At 35.8% G+C, this 21,542-nt stretch carries 17 protein-coding genes; 2 read left to right on the forward strand and 15 right to left on the reverse strand.

Translation table 11 applies throughout. From position 1 onward, the window contains the following. Positions 1-428: 428 nt before the first annotated feature. Positions 429-2,369, reverse strand: a complete 1,941-nt coding sequence (thrS, locus tag GSA01S_RS03120) for a threonine--tRNA ligase (protein ID WP_066124820.1) — start codon at positions 2,367-2,369, stop codon at positions 429-431. 370 nt (positions 2,370-2,739) lie between these two features. Further along, positions 2,740-3,888, reverse strand: coding sequence for an N-acetylglucosamine-6-phosphate deacetylase (nagA, locus tag GSA01S_RS03125; RefSeq protein ID WP_066124787.1), 1,149 nt, complete (start codon positions 3,886-3,888; stop codon positions 2,740-2,742). Between the two features lie 596 nt (positions 3,889-4,484). Between nagA and GSA01S_RS03130 the strand changes: the two genes are divergently transcribed. Beyond that, on the forward strand, positions 4,485-5,462 hold the full coding sequence (locus GSA01S_RS03130) for a S41 family peptidase (protein ID WP_169792665.1): 978 nt from the start codon (positions 4,485-4,487) through the stop codon (positions 5,460-5,462). A gap of 357 nt (positions 5,463-5,819) precedes the next feature. Here the strand turns inward: GSA01S_RS03130 and GSA01S_RS03135 are convergent, their stop codons facing one another. The 4 genes from GSA01S_RS03135 to GSA01S_RS03150 all read right to left on the reverse strand — a co-directional run bounded on the left by GSA01S_RS03135 (position 5,820) and on the right by GSA01S_RS03150 (position 9,382). Continuing rightward, a complete protein-coding gene (locus tag GSA01S_RS03135) occupies positions 5,820-6,818 on the reverse strand; it encodes a nucleoid-associated protein (RefSeq protein WP_066124792.1) in 999 nt (332 codons plus the stop codon). 11 nt (positions 6,819-6,829) lie between these two features. Beyond that, entirely contained in the window at positions 6,830-7,153 is a 324-nt protein-coding gene (locus GSA01S_RS03140; protein ID WP_066124793.1) for a glycine cleavage system H family protein, read from the reverse strand. A 67-nt stretch (positions 7,154-7,220) separates the two neighbouring features. After that, a complete protein-coding gene (locus tag GSA01S_RS03145) occupies positions 7,221-8,414 on the reverse strand; it encodes an FtsW/RodA/SpoVE family cell cycle protein (RefSeq protein ID WP_066124795.1) in 1,194 nt (397 codons plus the stop codon). A 26-nt stretch (positions 8,415-8,440) separates the two neighbouring features. Further along, on the reverse strand, positions 8,441-9,382 hold the full coding sequence (locus GSA01S_RS03150; RefSeq protein ID WP_066124797.1) for a YihY/virulence factor BrkB family protein: 942 nt from the start codon (positions 9,380-9,382) through the stop codon (positions 8,441-8,443). Positions 9,383-9,909: 527 nt separating this feature from the next. On the opposite strand from GSA01S_RS03150, the gene GSA01S_RS03155 reads away from it, so the two are divergent. Then, positions 9,910-10,581 (forward strand): histidine phosphatase family protein, encoded by a 672-nt coding sequence (locus GSA01S_RS03155; RefSeq protein ID WP_066124799.1) that lies wholly within the window; start codon positions 9,910-9,912, stop codon positions 10,579-10,581. 437 nt (positions 10,582-11,018) lie between these two features. Here the strand turns inward: GSA01S_RS03155 and GSA01S_RS03160 are convergent, their stop codons facing one another. The 9 genes from GSA01S_RS03160 to GSA01S_RS03200 form a co-directional block, all read right to left on the reverse strand. Continuing rightward, entirely contained in the window at positions 11,019-12,389 is a 1,371-nt protein-coding gene (locus tag GSA01S_RS03160; RefSeq protein WP_066124801.1) for a PTS sugar transporter subunit IIC, read from the reverse strand. Between the two features lie 50 nt (positions 12,390-12,439). Next, positions 12,440-13,870: a glycoside hydrolase family 1 protein gene (locus tag GSA01S_RS03165; RefSeq protein ID WP_066124804.1), complete on the reverse strand. Its 1,431-nt coding sequence runs from the start codon at positions 13,868-13,870 to the stop codon at positions 12,440-12,442. A gap of 8 nt (positions 13,871-13,878) precedes the next feature. Next, on the reverse strand, positions 13,879-14,334 hold the full coding sequence (locus GSA01S_RS03170; protein ID WP_066124806.1) for a DUF3284 domain-containing protein: 456 nt from the start codon (positions 14,332-14,334) through the stop codon (positions 13,879-13,881). Between the two features lies 1 nt (position 14,335). Next, on the reverse strand, positions 14,336-14,668 hold the full coding sequence (locus tag GSA01S_RS03175) for a PTS lactose/cellobiose transporter subunit IIA (RefSeq protein WP_066124808.1): 333 nt from the start codon (positions 14,666-14,668) through the stop codon (positions 14,336-14,338). Positions 14,669-14,670: 2 nt separating this feature from the next. Beyond that, positions 14,671-14,982 (reverse strand): PTS sugar transporter subunit IIB, encoded by a 312-nt coding sequence (locus GSA01S_RS03180; protein WP_066124810.1) that lies wholly within the window; start codon positions 14,980-14,982, stop codon positions 14,671-14,673. Positions 14,983-14,997: 15 nt separating this feature from the next. Next, a complete protein-coding gene (locus GSA01S_RS03185; RefSeq protein ID WP_066124813.1) occupies positions 14,998-16,998 on the reverse strand; it encodes a BglG family transcription antiterminator in 2,001 nt (666 codons plus the stop codon). A 392-nt stretch (positions 16,999-17,390) separates the two neighbouring features. Next, positions 17,391-18,482, reverse strand: a complete 1,092-nt coding sequence (locus GSA01S_RS03190; RefSeq protein WP_066124814.1) for a DUF871 domain-containing protein — start codon at positions 18,480-18,482, stop codon at positions 17,391-17,393. A 15-nt stretch (positions 18,483-18,497) separates the two neighbouring features. After that, positions 18,498-19,898, reverse strand: a complete 1,401-nt coding sequence (gmuD, locus tag GSA01S_RS03195; protein ID WP_066124816.1) for a 6-phospho-beta-glucosidase GmuD — start codon at positions 19,896-19,898, stop codon at positions 18,498-18,500. After that, the gene (locus GSA01S_RS03200; protein WP_066124818.1) at positions 19,891-21,252 is read right to left on the reverse strand and encodes a 6-phospho-beta-glucosidase; all 1,362 of its coding nucleotides are present in this window, start codon (positions 21,250-21,252) and stop codon (positions 19,891-19,893) included. The genes gmuD and GSA01S_RS03200 overlap by 8 nt, the downstream gene beginning before the upstream one ends. Positions 21,253-21,542 lie beyond the last annotated feature (290 nt).

The raw sequence follows: 21,542 nt of genomic DNA on the forward strand, positions 1-21,542 counted from the left end.
CTACTTCTGGTCTACTCCCAGAAAACCTCAAGAATTGAAGGCTGGATGTTCCACGAAGTGAACAGGAAGCTGGTGCCATTGCTTTTAAATCACAATAAACTAACAATATCTTAATTATTTAACTTTTAGCGTGTCTCAGATTAACTCCCCATTTTATTTTTTTAATTGTGAATGCAAAAAAGACTATGAGTCATTATTAGTAACGTTAAGCAAAAATTTCGCATGAGCACTCTTGAGCTTTAGCTCTTAGAGTGCCTCAGAATTTTTAATCCGGATGTCCAAAGGACAGAAGGATGTTGCCGTTACTTTTTAATAATGAATCATAGTCAAAATTGCATTTGTCATCGCTCTTTCATGACAATAAACCAATTTATATTACTCTTTAATTATGGATCAAAGTCCACTTGCATTTATCTATTTATCTAATCTTATTCTGCTTTACGACTTTTGTTTTCGACTTCCTTTGTCAAACGAGCCACAAAGTCTTCAAACGATAGCGTTTCAGATTTTTGAGAGCCATAAGGACGCACATTAACCGTACCATCACTAACCTCTTGATCACCAATGACAATTTGATAAGGCACCTTAGACGTTTGCGCTTCACGAATCTTATAACCTAATTTTTCATTACGTAAGTCCATTTCCACACGGAAACCTTGATTACGTAATGCTTCATAAATCTCTTCAACACGATCACCATGCGCATCTAAGTTAACCGGTAATAACACCGCTTGAACCGGCGCTAACCAAGTAGGGAAGGCCCCTTTATACTCTTCAATTAAGTAAGCGACAAAACGTTCCATCGTTGACACTACCCCACGGTGAATTACCACTGGACGATGAGTATTTTGACCATCCTCACCTACATAAGTTAAATCAAAACGCTCTGGTAATAAGAAGTCTAATTGGATGGTTGACATCGTTTCTTCAATACCGATAGCCGTCTTGAATTGAATATCTAATTTAGGACCATAGAAAGCTGCTTCACCAACCGCCTCAAAATAATCATAGCCTAAGTCATCCATCGCTTCTTTCAACATACTTTGAGCTTTTTCCCACATCTCATCATCATCAAAATATTTCTCTTTATTTTCAGGATCACGATAAGATAAACGGAAACGATAATCTGTAATATTGAAGTCTTGATAAACTTCCTCAACTAGATTAATGACACGTGTAAATTCTTCTTTAATTTGATCAGGACGCACGAAAATATGCGCATCATTCAAGGTCATCTCACGTACACGTTGTAAACCAGATAAAGCCCCAGATTTTTCATAACGGTGCATCATACCTAATTCTGCAATACGAATCGGCAATTCACGATAGGAATGAATATCATCTTTATAAATCATCATATGGTGCGGACAGTTCATCGGACGAAGCACTAACATTTCACCGTCACCCATATCCATTGGTGGGAACATATCATCTTGATAATGATCCCAGTGACCTGAAGTCTTATATAAATCCACTTTAGCCATGATTGGAGTATACACGTGATCATAACCTAAAGCAACTTCTTTATCCATAATATAACGCTCAATAATACGACGAATAGTTGCGCCCTTTGGTAACCAGAATGGTAAACCAGAACCAACTTCTTGACTAATCATAAATAAGCCTAACTCTTTACCTAATTTACGGTGGTCACGTTCACGCGCTTCGGCACGTAATCTCATAAACTCATCTAAATCAGCTTGATTAAAGAAAGCCGTCCCGTATACACGTTGCATCATCTTATTGTTTGAGTTACCACGCCAATAAGCACCCGCTAATGATAACAATTTAAAGACTTTAATTTTACCAGTTGAAGGCACATGCACCCCACGACATAAGTCGGTGAAATCTTCTTGAGTATAAACGGTAATCACTTCATCTGCTGGTAAATCATTAATTAACTCTACTTTATATGGATCATTTTTAAAGATTTCAAGCGCTTCTTCACGTGATGCTTCACGACGAACAATCGGATAGTTTTGTGAAATGATTTTTTTCATTTCTTTTTCAATTGCTGGTAGATCATCTTCCGTAATCTGTTCTTCCTTATCTGTATCATAGTAGAAACCTGATTCAATCGCTGGCCCTACCCCAAAATGAACCCCTGGGAATAAACGAGTCATCGCATGCGCCATTAAATGGGCCGTTGAGTGACGTAAAATTTCTAATGCTTCTTCACTCTTGTTCGTAATAATCTCAATGGAACCATCTTCCATAATCGGTCTTTCAAAATCAATTAACTCACCATTTAATTTTCCCGCTAAAGATGCTTTTGCTAAAGATTTACTAATTGACTCTGCGACTTCACGCGTTGTTACACCTTGTTCATATTCTCTTGTATTTCCATCTGGAAAAGTTAAGGTAATCATCGCCATTTTATATTTCCCCCAAAATATTATTTTTTCAACAAATAAAAAACGCCCCATTGCATATTTTTACAATACACAATGGGACGACTTCAAGACGTGGTTCCACCCAATTTTCATCAGTCAACTGATGCTCTATCAGCTTAACGCGCTTAAACGTCTACCGTTACTCTATTCGCAGTAGCATCTTACAAAGGGGTAAATCATTAGTGGATCTAAGGCGTTGCACCAACCCGCCTCTCGCTAAAACACACACTAATCATCCATGTCTTTGTTACTTGTCGATTTCTGTTTCCTATTATGCCACTAAAAGACTTTGAATTCAAGCTTTCATCCTATTAAAAACTAATTTTTAATAAAAAGACAACGTTTCTTAAGCCTGATAACGTTTTTCACCATCTAAATAAGTTGCTTCTAATGTTAATTCAGGCGACACCACAATGAAGTCCGCATCCAATCCAGGTGCGATACGTCCACAAACATCATCGATGCCCACTGATTTTGCCGGTGATAATGAAGCCATTCTTAGAGCATCAGCGACATCCACTAAGCCCCAATCATAAACATTTTTAACACCTTGTTTTAACTCTAAGATAGAGCCAGCTAAATTACCACCTTCTTTAAGACGGGCTGCCCCCTCTTTAACAATGACGTCAAACTCACCTAATTTCGATTCACCGTCCCCCATACCCCCGGCGCGCATACAGTCAGTAATTAAGACTGTTTCTTCAGGTCCTTTCGCTTTTACGACTACTTTAGCAGCACCCGGATGGACATGATGACCATCACAAATTAATTCAGCAAAGGTGCCGTCAGAACTTAAAGCCGCACCTACCATGCCAGGATTACGGTGATGGAGTCCGCTCATCCCATTATAAGTATGGATAAAAATATTCGCGCCATTATCGACAGCATCCATCGCTTCTTCATAAGTCGCATCACTATGGGCTAACGCCACATGAATATCTTTTGACTTCGCAAATTCAATAAACTCTTTTACCCCTTGACGTTCCGGCGCAATCGCAATTTTATTGACTAATTGATTGGATAATTGATGCCATTTATCTAAAACAGGAATCGACGGATCGGACATATATTTAGGATTTTGAGCGCCTTTATATTTTTCAGTAAAGAACGGCCCCTCTAAGAAAATCCCTCTAATTTTGGCCCCTTCTACTTCTTGATAATGTTCGCCAATCGTTTGACAAACCGCATTTAACAACTCTACTGATGACGTTAAAGTAGTCGGTAACCAAGAGGTAACGCCACACTCTAATAATCCATTTGACATGACTTTAATCCCTTCAAAATCATTGTCCATTACATCATGCGATTTGTAGCCATGAATATGCGTATCCACTAAGCCCGCCGAAATGATAGAGTTCGAATAGTCCACTACTTCAGCACCTGCTGGTACCTCTTTAACGACTTCACCAAACTTGCCTTCATTTATTTCTAAATACGCATCCTCTACTACTTCCTGCTCTAACACGATGCCCTTTGCTTTTACATAATAAGTCATCTTCCCTTGCCTCCTTATCTTCTTACTCTATTATACGCCTAATGACGGAATCTTAAAACCAAAATGACAGTGGAAAATAAATTTTTTGGATAAAGACATCAAATTGATTCAATGAAAAAGTCATGGCCTCTTCTGTTCATCTCATCGATAGAATTAATCATTCTATTTGCAAAACAGATAATACTCGCTCCACGCCAATCGCAAACAAGCAACTAGCCGAATTAAAGTAACTTTTACATTTATTATTTCTATCAGTTGATTAAAATTTCGATTGTATACAGTCAACTTGCTTTACCCTTTTTATCGAACTGGCTTTTTACCATTAGCATCGATATTATTAAAAAATACTTTACACATTTGCCATTTATGTTAAAATTTTTAAGAGAATGTACTACCAAATGAAAAATAGTACCAGCACTTTGATGCCAATAGAGATTGCGGTGACTGATACTCACCTTGAAGATTGTAGGCTAAATAAGCTGTCTTCTACAGTCGAACCTGGCATTACTAACTTCGGAGGTGTTTTATGAGTGAATCATAAAGAGTTCAAATGGGTCATTTACCAACCTATATTACAGAAAATAATTAATCTCATAATGGTCGTATTAATCTCTTTCAGATTATTATATCCTATCATAATTGAGGCGGAAACTTCTTCGGAAATCACCCCAACGGAATTTTATAATCAAACACTTGCGATATTTAATGAGGAAGGTTTATACCATAATGAACAGCCATGGATTGACTATTATGACGAGTATCAACAATCGCCTTTAGAATTTAATAGTTTTGCTTCGATGATGCTGGAACTAACTAAAGCGTTAAGAATTGTCGGTGGTAAGCATTCCTTTATTGTTAAAAAAACCTCTCATATTGACAAAGATCAACCCGATTTATTTAAATATCCTTCTGTTGAAACGTTGGAAGATGGCATCCTTCACATCAGTTTGCCGGAAACATATAATTTCTTCACTGTGAGTAACAATGGCACTGATATTACTACGGAATTTAATAAATACACTGAAACGGTTCTGAATCCTATTGAAGAAAATCGTCAAAATATAAAAGGTATTGTTTTAGATTTAAGAAATAATACGGGTGGTTCTCATGCCATCTTATTTGCAACGACTAATTTCCTTTTTCCTGACGGTAATCTCTTATCATTTTACAATAATAAAGATGAAAAAATCGGTGGTATAAAAATTGACAATACGACCCTATCTGTAGCAAATAACTATGAGAATACTTATGCCATAAAACGACTCAGTCAATTAAATGTTCCCGTTGCGGTCTTAATTAATGAATATACCTCCAGTGCGGCAGAATTACTGGCAATTGCGATTAAAGATGCTACAACGATTGACAGTAAACTATTCGGTAAAACATCAGCCGGATATACCTCCGTTTTAAGTGGGTATGCCCTTAGTAACGACACGGACCTTCTATTAGCGACAGGCTATTTAAAAAGTAATGAAGGTACCGATTATAAAGATACTCCTATCGTGCCTGATGTCGATTCAAAGACACCTTTGGATGATGCTTTACAATGGCTAAGTAAGACCTCTTTAGATTAATACTATTTTGTAGTGACCTCAAAAAGTTAGACAAGAAAATCTAGTCTTTTGGGGTCACTTTACTCGTATTTATTTAAGGAGCTGTTTTAAAATACTACTTTTGGTAGGTCTGCTTACTTTTTTATGTAATCTAATTTAAAATGCCATTTTGGAAAACAGTGGAGCAAAAGCCTTAAAATAATTGCAGAATATTTATAATGCCCCCTAAATCCAGACAAAGAAATGGGCAGACGAAGCGAAATTTATTTAATTTTCTACTTCTTTCCCACTCCCAAAAAAATCCTGGATAGATTGATTCTACCCAGGACTTAAATTTATTATTGAGTTGTGTTGGCTTCTTGTGCTTTACTCTCTTGACTAACCATTAAATCGGCTCATCATCGACTCTACATTTTTAATGACAACCGAAATGGAACCATCCGGCTGATTGATGAACTCGACGATATCAGGATTATCATACAATTCAATTGGTATAAAAAGTTCAATGCCATTGGCGAGTTTAAACTTTTGCTTACTATACTTTTTCTCGTATTTTGGTACATTGGTCACGACAATTTTTTCTGGTACTTCTTTCTCAGCGATTTCTTCTTTAGCGGCAGCTAAAGCCCCTGTGTTATGTTCAAAGACTTTTTCAATTACGGCTTCACTATCAATTTCATTAGATTCATCTAATTGATCATAAATCACCTTTTGTGCTGTAGCCATTACTTCATAAGCCGGTTCGTCATAACGCTTGGCAACCGAGTTAACAGTACGTCTAATTTGCTTGATATGAGTGGGAGTGGGTTCTGGTGGCATGATACCTAATACTTCCTCAGAGAAATAAAGTTGCTTCGTACCTTCAATCTCATAACGTTTTTCCACTAATTGATACACCATGGTAGCTCGATTTAAGATAAAAGCTTCGGATGGTTTAGCCGTTGGACTTGGTAAAATGGCATGGTTTTGAATTAATTGATTACTAATCCCTTCTTCTACTTCAAGAAAATGAGTAAATGAAGACTGATAATCTAAACGCAAGATACCAAAATAATGCTCTTCTAATTCATCACGACCTTCAAAAAACAAATAATCAGCAGCCGGAATATTTTCTGCTGGTGCGATAATGTTATAGATTTTATTGGCTAAATCACGGGTCACTTCTTCAAAAGAACGCTCTCCGGTGACCATCGGATAAATAATAGAATCACTCGCTAACGTTTCAAACTTATAATCTGACTTTTGAATTTTAACAATAAGACGGTTAATGTAGTCTTGTACATAACCGTCCTCTAAATTCATTAAGTTATCGGATAGATAAAGGTTACCGGAATCTTTATCTAGTATATGCAACATCGCTTTTTCAATAATTAACATGGCACACTCTTTTATAAGGCATCAAATTCGCTAGCATCAACATCCGTTAATACAGCAATCCAATTATCATTCGCATCTTCGCTATTTAATAAAGCGGGATTATCGATAGCAGCCTCATTGATTTTGACAATTTTACCTGATAAAGGACTCGGAACTTCAATCGCCGCTTTCGAAGCTTCTAAGTTTAATAAAGTATCATCGGCTTCAATTTCTCCAATATTCGCAATATTAACATAAGAGACATCACCGGCTTCCTCTTGTAAACAAGGGGTCATTCCGATAATATAATGATTGGCTTCTTGTAAAACCCATAATTGTTCTGTCATTTTTTTCATTATTAATTCCTCCATTTTCCTTAAAAAGAAGCCCCGCTATTGCTAGCAAAGGCATCTTAATGTTCAATTAAAACTCAAATTGATTGTCATTAGCAAACATATAACTGCGATGATGGTATTTCATCGACATAATTAATCCGACACCGATTAAATTACTTAATAAGGCCGATCCCCCTTGAGATATAAAGGGTAATGGCACCCCGGTAATCGGTAATAAACCAATCGTCATACCGATGTTTTCTAAAATATGAAATAAAATCATCGAAATAACGCCACCCGCAATATATGTATAAAATTCATTTTTCGTCTCAAAACAAGTTTGAACCATTTGATAAATTAAGACAAAATAAATGAATAATAAGAATGCTGCTCCCATAAAACCAAAGTTTTCAGCTATGGTTGTAAAGATAAAGTCAGATTCACGAACCGGCACATTCACTTCTGAAACACCAATTCCTTTACCTACTAGACCACCAGAACCAATCGCCAATAAGCTTCGAGATAATTGGAACGCATCGCCCTGGGTGTCGCCGAAGGGATCTAACCATGAATGAATACGGGATAATTGATAAGGCATAAAACCGATTTTGAATAAAATATCTTCATGGTACATCGCCATATAAATTAAGCCGCCACCTGTTATGGTCACAAATAAAAAGACGGGAATAATAATTTTCCATGCGATTCCGGATAATAATAACATTCCTGCGGTAATAGATAACACTACCAAGTTTGTTCCCAAGTCATTTTGTAATTGAATTAAAACTAAAGCCGGTAAGGCAAATAATAATACTTTCCCTATTAAAATAAAGTCTGATTTAACTGTCCGATTGGTAAATTTATTATTATGTTCAGTAATTACCCGTGCTTGAAAAACAATATAAGCCGGTTTAAATACCTCTGAAGGTTGAAACGAGAAGCCCCCAATTCTAAACCATGAATGGGCCCCCGTTTCTGCTGCTGTCTCACGGTCATAAAAAATTAAGACCAAGACCAGTAACAGCAATCCAAAACCATATAAATAAGTTGAGAGTTTCCAATATTGTTCACTATCAAATTGCATTGCCAGAATGACGGTAATTGCGCCTACCGCATACCATAAAGCATGCATTAACGTCGCTCTTAAGTTTTCGCCATCAATCATTACGGTTGTCGCATAAACACTGACAATCCCAATAATAGCTAAAATTAAGACGGTTAAAATCAATCCATAATCTACCCGATTGTCGTGATAAGCGACTAATCGTCTTGTTTTCGCCATAAATCTTATCCTTCTTCCTGAATCGTTTATTTGGTAATTTTAAGTGGAGCCACTGTTTTTGCCGCTTGATAAGTTTTAAAATGTGGACTTCTTGCTTGAAATTTCTCTACTTCGGTTGTCTCTGCTACCATTTCTAAATAATCACGTTCACAATAATCATGATAGAGAACCGCTGCATAGGCTCCTAAAGAGATAACCATCATATTATAATACAACCAGATAATAACCACAATAAAAATTCCAATCGCACTGTTACTGTCGATATTTTTATTAAATGATAAATAAACGGTAAATAATTGTGAGATCAAGCCAAAACCAATCATAGCTACAATCGCACCCACACTCGCGTATTTTGGCGACCAATTAACATTCGGCATAAACTGATAAATCGAAAACATTAAAATAAACAAACTCAATAGCCCAATCAAGCCACTATTTTGCAAAATGGCGCCTACAAAGGGAATCTCAATGCCAAAGGTACTGGTGAGATAATTTAATATGGTTTCACCAAATACAAAGACCAATGTTAGTGAAAATATTAAAACGACTAAAGCTAAAGTAAACACATAAGCAAACCCTCTTGATATAAGAGCATTTTTACGTGGCTCGGCTTTAAAAATCGTATTTAAAATACGTTGAACGGCATTAAAGACATTTGAGGCTGGCCAAAGTGAAATAATTAACCCCAGAGATAATGCTTTAACACTGGTACTCGCAATATAGCTTTCTAATATTGGTACAATTACGTCACTCACTTCAGCAGGCATGGCATCATTAATGACCGATACAATTTGATCTGAAGAAAACGGCAATACAGCAATCACATTGGCTATTGCTAATAATAATGGTACTACGGCCCAAATGATATAAAAGGACAACTCAGCAGCATAACTACCAAATTTCCGTTGGGGATTAACCGCTAACACCTTCAATAATCGTTGGACAGTCGTCGGTTGCTCATTCACCATAGACTTGCTCCTTTCGTCTTTTATACTCTACTACAATACCATATTTAGAGCGAATTTGCACTCTAAGACCATTACTTTTTAAATTTGAATGCACGGGTAAAAATGATATAATACAATTGTTAACTATTCAAAATATCATGAAATGAGGAAATAGGCAATTAGCAGAAGTTAGTAGTCGATAAGCTACGAAGCAAAATGAGATTGGGCAAAACGCTAAAAAAGCGTTTGATAATTTTATCGCGCTGGGGTGAATGGTGTCAAACTGTAACTTAATAACTCGTTTGTGATTTTCGCACAGTTATAGTTGATAGACGAAGCAAAAATTATTTAACTTTCTGCGTATGGTCATTCCTGGCCGGCCGATTTAGTCAGCGGAACGTTATGTATTCGATTTTGGACTTTTCACCCTTTCTATCACCTCTATAATTATGATTGAATAATATCTAAGCAATTGGATGAACTTTTGGGTTTTTTAGATTTTCCCGAGAATAAAAAAATGCTCATTATTATTTACAAGGAGAGTGCATATGTCTACAGGAGTTACTTTTTATTTTATGCGTCACGGAGAAACAATGTTAAATCGCTTGGAGCGAATTCAGGGATGGGCAAATGCACCATTAACCGAAAAAGGGATTCAAGATACCCACCGCAGTGGTAAAGGATTAGCTAACGTAAAGTTTGATGCGGTTTATACTAGTGATTTAATGCGTACCATTGAAACAGCGCAAATTATTTTAGAAGAGAATCATTACGCACAAGAATTAACCATTCATCCAATGGTGGAATTTCGTGAAGTTCATTTTGGCTTTTATGAGGGACTTGATGCCAATCAATTATGGCGTGATGTCCGTGAACATATTGCCAATGTGAGCGATGTGACAGACCGTAGCCAATTAACTGCAGATGTCTTTTTAAACACCGTCCATGAATTAGACCCTTATAAATACGCTGAAAACTATCGCCAATTTTGGACACGTGTTGAAAGTGGCTTATTAGAATTGTTAAATCGTCATGCTGGTACAGAACAAAATGTTTTAATCGTCAGTCATGGATTAACCATTCAAAACTTATTACATGGCTTAGTAGCAGATTTCAATGAACAAGAGCGTTTAAATAATGCATCAGTATCAGTTGTTCAATATATCGATGGACAGTTTCGTTTATTAAAATATAACGACACCAGTCATTTTACCGACTAATACTATCGTTAGCGCACCAAATTAACAAAGTGGGCAGCTGATAGTGCATAAATAATGATTTACTCAAGATGTCTACTTAATGCAAATAAAAGAGATTAAACTCGTCTAAACAGATGCGGTTTAATCTCTTTTTATGTTGAAACGAGCAATCGACTGAACGCTTGACCAAAACAACTGTGATCAAGCTCTTTTTATTTTAAAAATAGATGAAGAAAGAAGACTGGACAAAAGTTCAAACTTTCAACCCAGTCTCTTTGATAATCATTTCATCTATCTATCATTAATTTTATTTTTTCTTTCTCAAAAAGTAATAGCCACATCCCACTAGTGTTAAACCAGTGATAATGTTCAAGTATTTATTTCCCCATAATGGGCTCACTGCTACTAGGAAAAAACCTAAAGCCATGAGAAAAGTAGCGCCATTTTTTTCCATCACATTACTCAGCTTTTACTTTGTTAGCAGAGATAACAAATGGTAACCAAATTAAGAATGATACTAGTAAGTTAAACAATGAAACCAAACCAGCCATAAGACTACCACCAGTTGCTAAGTAAGCAAAGAGTCCTGGAGGTGTAATCCAAGGAACAGCTAAGAATACTGGAGGAATTAAACCAGCAGCGGTTGCCAAGTAACCAATCGTTGCACAAATAGGTGGAACGATTAACCATGGAATCACAAATTGAGGATTTAATACAATTGGCATTCCAAAGATAACCGGTTCGTTAATATTGAAAACTCCCATTGGTGCTGCTAATTTTGCTATTGTTTTATGATCTTCACGTTTTGATAGTAAGAAAATCGCAATGAGTAAACCTAAAGTAACACCAGAACCACCCATTTGAGCATAAGCATCAAATGAACCACGTGTCCAAGTCCAAGGTAATTGAGCAATATCTTTAGTTGCTTCATAAATAGCGGTATTTTCATTTAAGGCTACGCCATAAATACCATCCATTACGGGAGCCAATACATTGTGTCCGTGTAAGCCAAAGAACCAGAATAATTGAACTAAGAAAGTTAATAAGATAACTGATCCAAGCCCTTGTGATAAGCCCATTAATGGCATTTGAATGTATGTTGACACTAAATCATTAATAGCTTTTCCTGTTAAAGCAAAGGCTATGAATGCGACAATTGCTGAAGCATAGATAGCAGCTGTACCAGGGATAATTGCAGCAAAGGCTTTGTTAACTGCAGGTGGCACTGTATCTGGTAATTTAATCGTAAAGTTCTTATGAGTTAAGGTCGCATATACCCAAGTCGCTAAAAATCCAATAATTAATGCGGTAAACAAACCAGTTGCGCCGGCATATTTTAATGCAATCGCACCCCATTCACTCGTTTCTAAAGTTGAAACGCCATCAACTGACATGACATTTAATCCTAATTTGGTTAAGCCGTCAATCAAGGAAGAATCGGCCCCTTCTAAAGGCGTCATGATGTTTAATGATTGGGGCATTGTTGAAATGAATGATGCAAAAGAGATTAATCCCCCAGCTAATGGGTTCACTTTATACATCAAGGATAAGTTATAACCAAAGGCAAAGGCGAAGAATAAAGCCATAATCCCGATGGTACCGAAGTATACATATCCGTTAATATCGATAATTGGTTGCATTGCTGCAGCAAAACCGGTCCAACCTAAACTGGTTGGAATATCACGTAAGAAGACATTTAGTAAAACTGCTACTGACCCGGCCATTGTGATAGGCATCATCGCAATGAATGAGTCACGAATCGCTACTAAATGACGTTGTGATCCGATTTTTCCAGAAATTTCCATAAATTTATCTGAAAAATTTGACATAAAATTTACAACTCCTAAATTGTTTTATTTTGATAGATAGATTGAAATAGTTATTTCGTTTGATGGGTGTGGATTAACTCTTGGTACCAATAGTAACTATCTTTTTTCAAACGCTCTAAAGTTCCTTCTTCGACTTCGTGTTTGTCCACATAGACAAAACCGTATCGTTTTTGATAACCATTTAACCATGATAATAAGTCGGTAAATGACCACGTACAATAACCTAACAACTCCGTTCCATTTGCCACTGCTTCATTCATCGCGGCAACGTGACCTTGTAAATAGTCAATACGATATTGGTCATGAACTTTACCATCTTCGGTTAATTTATCATACTCTCCTAAACCATTTTCAGTAATTAATACCGGTATATCATAACGACTCGTAATACGTTGTAAGCCTACTTGTAGACCTTTTGGATCGATTTCCCAATCCCAATTCGTCCGTTCGACAAATTCGTTGACAATTCGTTTATAGTGTCCTGGAACACCTGATTCGCCAGATGAACCTTTCTTACCAGTCGTATTCATTTGACCAGCGCCGACACCATCAATTGGATTAAAAGCAATGGTATTAGTTTGATAATAGTTAATACCTAAGAAATCGGGTTTAGCTGAGGCTAATAATTCCATATCTCCTGATTGAATATCTAAAGTGATCCCTTGTTCTTCTAAATAACGAAGAGCTGATTTAGGATAACGTCCCCATAGATAAATATCCATCCAGAAATAGGCATTTAAATTCTCCGCTTTTTCAGCAGCTAACACATTAATTGGATCACTATCCTTGGCATAATTTGGTGAATAAGCAAAACTTGGTCCAATTTTTCCATCTGGAACCATTTCATGGAAAGTATTAGTCACTTTTGCATTCGCTAAATTAGCAATATGGTTAACATTGTACATCCGTTGAGTATCTTTTACACCTGGAGGGTGCATTGCTAACTGGTAGCCTAAACTAACGAATACATTTTGTTCATTTAAACTAATCCAATATTTAACACGGTCTCCAAAACGTTCGAATAAAACTGAAGCATATTCATTAAAGTCATCAATAATTTGACGATCTTCCCAACCACCATATTCATCCATTAAACATTGTGGTAAATCCCAATGATATAAAGTCACCAAGGGTTCAATATCATTTTTAATTAATTCATCGATTAAATCAGAATAGAATTTAATCCCCGCTTCATTTACTTTCCCACGTCCATTGGGTAAAATACGAGTCCAAGCAATGGAGAATCGATAGGCTTTTAAGCCCATTTCAGCCATTAAAGCAACATCTTCTTTATAACGGTGATAATGATCAACTGCGACATCTCCCGTCGTTCCTTTGAAAGTTGTTCCAGGAATACGGACGTATTCATCCCAAACAGATGGTGATTTTCCATCTTCATTCCATGCGCCCTCAATTTGATAAGCAGCTGAAGCAGACCCCCACAGGAAATCAGGTCTTAAATTTGACACTATTTCTTTCAATTCTTCGCCTACTTTCTTGTATTAATTTGTTGACTAGTTGTTTTAGCAAAAGATTCCAAACCGGTTAATTGTGCGTCAATTTTCTTTTTCACACTAGAAGCAAAAATTTTATCCATGATCCATGCATTGGCTTTATGGAAAAATCCTGCTGGCTCATATACTTGGATATAAGTTACTTCTGTTTTTTTATCGGTAATGGCTCTTAATTGATATTCAACTTCTTGTTTACCTTGATTAGATCCATAAACAACGCAATAACGTGTTGGTCGCTCAAACTCCTTAACTGTCAATCGAATACTATTTTGGTTATTACGACCAAATTTTTTTATATACGTTAAACCTTCGACAATGTCGCTATCTGCTAATTCTATATCAGTGTTAGCATAGTAATCTTGTTTAAATGACAGTGTAATGGCATCAAAAACATCCTCAATTGGGACATTTAATACTTTGGCTACTTCCACCTTACTCATCCTCTGTTAATCGATCAATTTTTTCATGTAACTCAATAATTTCTTTTGCTACGTCAATAAATGTTAAAGCTGTCATTAAATGATCTTGACCATGAATCAATAATAAAGACAGTTCCACACTATCGCCAGATGCTTCTTGCGTTAATAAAGCTGTTTGTGATTTATGTGCAGTATTCAAGGCAGTATTTGCTTCAACAATTAATGTCTTAGCTTCTTCAAATTGACCCGCTTTTGCTGCACGAATGGCTTCGACTGCTTTTCCTTTGGCGTCTCCTCCATGCATAATCAGCCCCATGACTTGTTCTAAATTTTTTGGTTCTGCCATCTTTATTCTCCAATCATTTCCATGGCATAGTTAAAAACATTAGTACCATTCATTGTGCCGTAATCCATCATATTGATATCACTTACTTTTATATTAGGTTCAAATTTTTCTTTGTATTCTTTTAACATGAATTTCACTTGTGGTCCTACTAATAACACATCAATGTCTTTAGCTGCTACTTCGCTATCCACTTCTGAAACAGGCACAGCCCAGATTGTTGCTTCAATACCTTTTTCTTGAGCTGCTTTTTCCATTTTTGTCACTAACATACTTGTAGACATTCCTGCATTACAAACTAACATAATATTTTTCATTTTCTGTTCCTCCAATTATTTTTGTAATAAACTAATAAATATATTCACCAATTGTTTAAAATCTGGTCGTTGTAACAATAAGGCTTGTGCCATTTCATTATTAACAAAATCGACCAAACAAGGTGAAATGTACTTCATTTTTTCATTGCTACCTTTTGATGGCGATAGTAAAAAGATAAAACGTACAGACGGATGCTCTTCACTCCAGTATAATGGTTCTTTACAAATGCCCACCACGACTTGTTCAGTTAAACTCATTGGAACTGTTGGATGTGGAAAGGCTAAACGTTCTCCATAAACCACTGGACTATACGTTTCACGTAAACTTAATTGATGCATCATCTGATCTTTAAAATCAGGTTTTTCGGCCTCATTAAGTAATAAAATCATTTGTTCTAAAGCGGTATTTTTATCGATAATTTCTTCAAAGTAAATAAATTTTTCTTTACTAAAAATTTCTTTTGCAATTTGTTCGGCTTTAAGTTTTTCTAAAGCTTCTTTTTGATGTGGTTCATTTTGACGAGATGAGCTAGTGCGAATATATTGTCTAATTTCACGTACTTCATCTGAAGTTAGAAAGACACTCACATGTACGACCGGTGTTAAAAATAGTAAATTCGATAAATTAATTGAAGAAATGATTAAATCAATCCCTTTCAACCGTTCTTCATTTACCTCATAATAGCCAACCACATCCACAATTTTGATGCTACCACCAAACTCATTTTCTAGTCGATTTTTCAGCATCATCGCACTTCCAGTTCCAGTTGCACATACAACCAGCACTTGCAGTTTATTACGGTTTACATCACGCTCAATCGCAGCTAATACATGGATTGCAATATACGCCCACTCGTCATCTAACAATTCTTGTCCTTCTAATAATGGCATCTTGGAAAAATGTTGTTTAGTAATAGCTAATATTTCTGGAAACTTTGTTTTAATCTCCTCAACTAATGGATTTGATAATTGAATTTTATTCTTTAATCGAATGATTAGCGGATGAAAATGCGCTGTTAAACCATTGATTAATACTGTATCCGTCGCTAAATTCATTTCGATTTCCTGACAGATAGCTTCCAAAACATTCAGTATTTGATTCTTTAGGCTATTGGGTTCATCTTTACTTTTATCAACTTCTTGTGCTAATTGGGTCTGTTTAACTTTTAAATGTAAGGCTATATAATTCGCTTCCTCAATTGGAAACTTGACATTAAAAGCATTCTCTAATCGATATAAAATTCTTAAAGCTACTTCGTATTCTTTGGATTTTTGAATATCTGGGGCAACTTTAAATTCTTTGATTGAATACCCCGTGCGGATACGCTTAATCATTAAGGCAATATGTAACACCAGATTATGCACAACATAGTCCGATAATTTTAATAAAGCATCTCGACACTCATCAATTACTACAATAGTAATTTCAGCAAAATTAATCTCTGATAACAACGTACCACCAACAAAAGCAAACATAGAATCATCAAAAGTATCAATAAAGAAATAGTCCATCATAAAATGACGAATATCCGACTCGACCCCTTCAATTTGAATGCCATCTTTATTATTTAACAATTGCAAACCATAGCCTTGTATCTGTTGACGAATATCGTTTAAAACATTGGTTAAAGTTGTTTTACTAATATAAAGTTCATCGGCTAAATCATCAAACAATAATGGCGCATCATTAAAAAATAATTTATTTAACACATAGTGCTGGCGATCGGTTGACTCTTCAACTTGGGTAATATCCGTCATTGACTTCTTTGAAGTTAATGTTTCTTGCCAAAAAATTTCAAATTCTAGGGCATGAGTAATTTCTAAAAGATAACCATTCCCAGGTTTAGAGATTAAACGAGCACCATGACCTGCAATTATTTGCGCCAATTGCTGTAAATATTTGCGAGCCGTTCGATCGCTAGTATCAATTTCTTTTGCAAGTTCAGCACTAGATAAATAATGTGTTTTATTTTTTAATAAGCATTCCAATAAACTTACTTCTTTTTTTGAAAGCATACATACCTCCTCTCGAATACGAAACCCTTTACAACTATATCTTATCAAATCGTTGAGGAAATATAAAACTGGTTATTTCCGTATCGCTAAGGAAACTCGTCTTGATTAATTAAGTAAATACAATTAATACTCTTCCATTGCTATATAGCTTAGATACTTTTTTATAAATCAGATATTCGTTTCCATCATTAGTTAAAAATTTAACCATTTAAACAAATTATTTGACGCTATTTAGGGGACAGTTTTGTTATGTATGGCACCGGTGTTTTATTCAATGCTCAATAAATAATCATTACCATCTATACAAGCATGCAAATTAAAATATTTTTACTACTCTTTTTCTTCTTTAATTTACACCTACGTTCTTAAACTTTAGCTCTTCTATTTGAAAACTAATCCAAAATTTCCAATTTAAAAGATTGCCATGGTTTTAAATAATCCAATAAAGCAACTGCTTCCGGTAAAATTTCAGCTACGACATTTGCTTTATCACTTACCTCAAAGACTTTCAAGGCAATTTGTAATTCACCTTTATATCGTGTATACAAATCATTGTCAATAATGATTGATCCACGTTGAACGATTTTCACTTGATCTCGTGGTGCAACTGATTGGTCAGCAAATTTTACCCGTGTCATCGTCGACCGAATAACATAATCCGAGATATCCCCACGATAAACATGCAATTCTTCAATAATTTGACGTTCCGTCTCAGTTAATTTTAGGAGAGGTTTCACTGGTAGCACCATTACCTCTTCATTTATTCGTTGGGTCAGTTTTTGAAGTTCCTCTTCGGTAATAAATTGATTGGCAATTAAAATATTATCAATGTGTTCGGTTGCGATTAATAACGCTGCTTGTAATTCAATTGGTAAGTGACGATAATCTTCGACGGTACAAAGCCCCTCTGATAAAGGCCAAGGTCCTTCCGTTGCGGTTCGAGCATTGACAAAGGCGGCCGTTTCAATGCCTACCTCCTTAAATAATTGGTTCATTTTTTCAAAATGTGCAACGGATAAACCGGTAAATTCATGGGGATAAAAATTATGACATGCAATGACATTCTCTAATTTTGCTCCAGCTTCAATTAATTTATTTAGTAAAGTAGCGTCCGTACTCATATTTAACTCAATCTTAATCCCGTAAGGATTCTTGGTTAAGTCCACAATAGCGTCAATATCTAATGCTTCATCTAAGCGTAGACCTTTTAAACCAAATTGATGGGCCTTTTCAATTAAATCTTGATCCCACCCTGCTTGTTTCACAAAAGCAGGGCTAATATCAGCAATTACTTTTAAATGCAGTTGATTGGCATAAGCAATTATTTCTTGATATTTATCAAAAATTGATGTGTTGTCCGTTTCTAATTGAAGTAAACTCATAAAAATTCTGCTTGCACCATATTTCTTTAATAAATCCATGTATTGTTCGGTTTTTTTGACCGAATGATTTTCCGGATAAATAGAAAAACCAAAATTTACCACGCTAATGACTCCTCTCTATCGTTCAAAGCCATTTTGTTCACTTAATTGTTTGAACCAATGTCCTGATTTTTTAATGGTTCGTTGTTGTGTCTCTAAATCTAATTCTACTAACCCATATCGATTCTTATATGCATTGAGCCAACTCCAACAATCAATAAAAGTCCATAACATATAGCCATGGCAATTGGCACCTTCTTCAATGGCACGATGTAATTCAATTAAATGATTTTCTATGAATTCAATACGATAATCGTCTTGAATCATACCATCTACTTTGAATTTTTCTTCGCCTTCAACACCCATTCCATTTTCAGTTAAAATCCAGTCGATATTTCCATAGTTTTCTTTTAAATTTATCGCAATATCATATATACCTGGTTCATATATTTCCCAACCACGATGTGGGTTAATTTTTTTGCCTGGCATATCATACCCTTGGAAATAATAGTTCGGCATAAAAGGTTGGTTCTCATCCCACGGAGTCGTACGAGCTTGAACTCTTAGTGGTTGATAATAATTCACGCCTAAGAAATCAACTGTATGTTCTTTAATAATCGCTAATTCATCATTCGTATAATCAGGTGTTAAGCCATGTTTTTTAATAATTTCAACAAGTTCTCGTGGATACTCACCTAAAACGGATGGATCTAAGAAACTCTTTGTTTGGAATAATTCCGCTATACGAGCAGCTTTTACATCCTCTTCGGATTGACTGCGTGGATAAGCAGGAGTTAAATTTAACACGACACAAATTTTGTGATCAGGATTCGTTTCGTGACAAGCTTTGACCGCTAATGCGCTAGCTAATTGCGTATTATAGGCTACTTGTACCGCTGCTTTCGCATCTACTTTTCCTGGGTAGTGATGGTTACCTAAATAACCACATTCCACTGGTACAATCGGTTCATTGAAGGTAATCCAAGTGTCCACCAAGTCGCTAAATAATTCAAAACACGTTCTAGCATAATTTTCATACGCATCAACCGTCTCTTTCGTCTCCCAACCCCCTTTTTCTTGTAAAGCATAAGGGATGTCAAAATGATAAAGGTTGACAATGGGTTTAACGCCTGTTTCATTAATCCGTTTAAAGACATCACGGTAAAAATCTACCGCTTTACGATTAACTTCACCGACACCATCAGGGATTAAACGAGACCATTGAATCGACGGACGGAAAACTGTGTGTCCTGTTGCCTTAAGCAATTCAATATCACTTTTGTAGTTAGTATAGAAAGTAGAAGTTTGACTTGGGCCAACTTGATTATGGAAACGCTCAGGTTCGATACTAAACCAATAATCCCAATTACTCATCCCTTTACCATCACCAGGAACGGTCCCTTCGCTTTGGGGTCCAGAAGTAGAACTTCCCCATAAAAATCCTTCAGGAAATTGATAAAACTTTTTCTCTTCAGTCATGTTTTTTCTCCTTTATTTTCAATTTTTCAATAATGTCATGAAATTGTGGTAAATATGATTCATGAGCCAATAATAGTTCATTTAAAACAACTTGTGTTCTAGCATCATTGGCAATTAAAGGATGAATCATAAATGCTTGTAAGGCTAAATCATAAGAACCAGTCATCGCCGCTTCAACTGTTAACAATTCCATTTGCTTCATCATTTGTAGATACCCTTTAACAAAGGGTGAAACGGTTGGTACTGCTAATGGAATCGGACCGTTTGCTGTAACTATAGTTGAAATTTCCACCACACAATCCTTTGGTAAATAATCTATTACCCCTCGATTTAATGTTGAAACTGTAAATTGTTCATGGGTGTCGTTAACAATCGCGACAATTAATTGACAAGCAATGTCACTATAATACGCACCACCTCGTAACTCTAATTGTTTAGGTTTTTCATCGGTGTGAGGATTGTGGTAAACAGCAAATAACTCCTCTTCAATTTTTTTCACTTGTTCACCACGTGCGGTGCCTTCTTTAAATTGTTGAATACTATCTTCCAACATTTCAGTTTCAATAAAGAAGTAGCGATGATAATCACATGGCAATAAATGAAGACTTCTTAAAAGCTCAATCGGAAAATCAAGACTGGTAATATTTTTTACACCCTCTACTTTATCCTCTCGTTCTGTCCCATATAGTTTTTCAATTACTTCATCTGTGCGATTGCGCCCTTCATGATCCCACACTTCATGAAAATGAAAATGATTGAGACCCACATGTCTTAGCATTAATTGTTTATCATCTAAGCCTAAAACTTCTGCCGCTGCTTTTTGCTGACCATTCGGAATATTGCAAACACCAATTGATTTTTCCCATCCAAGGTGATTAATCAAAGCCTCAGTAACTATCCCAGCAGGATTAGTGAAATTAATAAGCCAAGCATCAGGACATAACTCTTTCATGTCTTCAATAATTGGTTTATATGCTTCAATCGTGCGAAAAGCTTTAAAAATACCACCGGCACCATTCGTTTCTTGACCTAACATCCCATATTTGAGTGGAATCGATTCATCTAAAATACGGGCATCTAATTGACCTACTCTAAATTGCGAAGTAACGAAATCAGCATCTTTCAACGCTTCACGACGATTTAAAGTACCATAAATCTGCCAATTTAATCCGGCTTTCTTAACCATCCTTTTAGCCAGCTCCACAATCGTTGTTAATTTATCCTGTCCTAATTCAACATCGACAAACCACCATTCACTAATTTGGAGTTTCGATTGTCTTAAAATCATGCCTTCAACCAATTCCGGTGTATAACTAGAGCCACCACCAATTGTTACTAATTTAATGCTCTTCACTTTACCACTCCTTTCAATTTTATTATAGTGAACGCTTACTACAATGTAAATGATTTCATAGTCTCCCTTTTTCCTTAGCGATACGGAAGACAACTTTATAATTTTTTCAATAAAATGTGGTGGATTATAAAGCACTCTGCGGATTATTGACGAACTAAAATTTATGTAAAAAAAGACCATGCAGAAACATTCATTTCTACATAGTCTCAAAAACTGGTTCTATAATTTTTGGTGTAAATGGGAGTGAGCATAAACTTGATAAATTTAGTCAAGTTCATTGTTCATTAATT

The sequence above is a fragment of the Globicatella sanguinis NBRC 15551 genome (assembly GCF_001552295.1).
GTDB lineage: Bacteria > Bacillota > Bacilli > Lactobacillales > Aerococcaceae > Globicatella > Globicatella sanguinis.

Excerpts from the sequence above, each read along its gene's own strand:
- GSA01S_RS03175 (WP_066124808.1), bottom strand. The coding sequence starts at position 14,668 with ATGGCAGAACCAAAAAATTTAGAACAAGTCATGGGGCTGATTATGCAT.
- GSA01S_RS03155 (WP_066124799.1), top strand. The coding sequence starts at position 9,910 with ATGTCTACAGGAGTTACTTTTTATTTTATGCGTCACGGAGAAACAATG.
- GSA01S_RS03130 (WP_169792665.1), top strand. The coding sequence starts at position 4,485 with ATGGTCGTATTAATCTCTTTCAGATTATTATATCCTATCATAATTGAG.
- thrS (WP_066124820.1), bottom strand. The coding sequence starts at position 2,369 with ATGATTACCTTAACTTTTCCAGATGGAAATACAAGAGAATATGAACAA.
- GSA01S_RS03180 (WP_066124810.1), bottom strand. The coding sequence starts at position 14,982 with ATGAAAAATATTATGTTAGTTTGTAATGCAGGAATGTCTACAAGTATG.
- GSA01S_RS03160 (WP_066124801.1), bottom strand. The coding sequence starts at position 12,389 with ATGTCAAATTTTTCAGATAAATTTATGGAAATTTCTGGAAAAATCGGA.
- GSA01S_RS03150 (WP_066124797.1), bottom strand. The coding sequence starts at position 9,382 with ATGGTGAATGAGCAACCGACGACTGTCCAACGATTATTGAAGGTGTTA.
- gmuD (WP_066124816.1), bottom strand. The coding sequence starts at position 19,898 with ATGACTGAAGAGAAAAAGTTTTATCAATTTCCTGAAGGATTTTTATGG.
- GSA01S_RS03145 (WP_066124795.1), bottom strand. The coding sequence starts at position 8,414 with ATGGCGAAAACAAGACGATTAGTCGCTTATCACGACAATCGGGTAGAT.
- GSA01S_RS03185 (WP_066124813.1), bottom strand. The coding sequence starts at position 16,998 with ATGCTTTCAAAAAAAGAAGTAAGTTTATTGGAATGCTTATTAAAAAAT.
- GSA01S_RS03135 (WP_066124792.1), bottom strand. The coding sequence starts at position 6,818 with ATGTTAATTATTGAAAAAGCGATGTTGCATATACTAGATAAAGATTCC.
- nagA (WP_066124787.1), bottom strand. The coding sequence starts at position 3,888 with ATGACTTATTATGTAAAAGCAAAGGGCATCGTGTTAGAGCAGGAAGTA.
- GSA01S_RS03140 (WP_066124793.1), bottom strand. The coding sequence starts at position 7,153 with ATGAAAAAAATGACAGAACAATTATGGGTTTTACAAGAAGCCAATCAT.